A 380-nucleotide genomic window follows, 5' to 3' on the forward strand; every position below is an offset into this window, starting at 1 on the left:
TAGCGAATTCGCACATAAAGTGAAATTTGCGAACCAAAACTCCAAAACTATAATTTGAGGCATCTTACAGATAAATTTTAATCCCTGCTAATCTGCACGGTAGCAAGGCTTTTCTCCAAAGAGGATAAGTATGCAGACAGATTAACTTGGTGAAAGGTAGCTGTTTGTGCAAGCCCTGTACGAAAATCGAAACCACATCGACAACGAGTGACTGCGGGTCTAGACCACTGAATATTTTTGTGACAACTAGAGCATTGTTTCATCAGTACACATTGATGTATATAACAAGCTGTGACTAGATCCCAATCCCAAATTTTGCGGCAATAAGCAGATTCAGTTAAACAATGTGGGCATAGTTTTTTAGCATACTTATAAATAGC

General features: G+C 38.4%; 1 protein-coding gene. It reads right to left on the minus strand.

The annotated features are described in order from the left end of the window. Nucleotides 1–77: 77 nt before the first annotated feature. Nucleotides 78–380, minus strand: a 303-nt coding sequence (locus tag V7K69_RS05645; RefSeq protein ID WP_335032155.1) for a TniQ family protein, incomplete at its 5' end; no start/stop codon positions are given.

This window comes from Nostoc sp., assembly GCF_036917775.1.
Lineage (GTDB): Bacteria > Cyanobacteriota > Cyanobacteriia > Cyanobacteriales > Nostocaceae > Nostoc.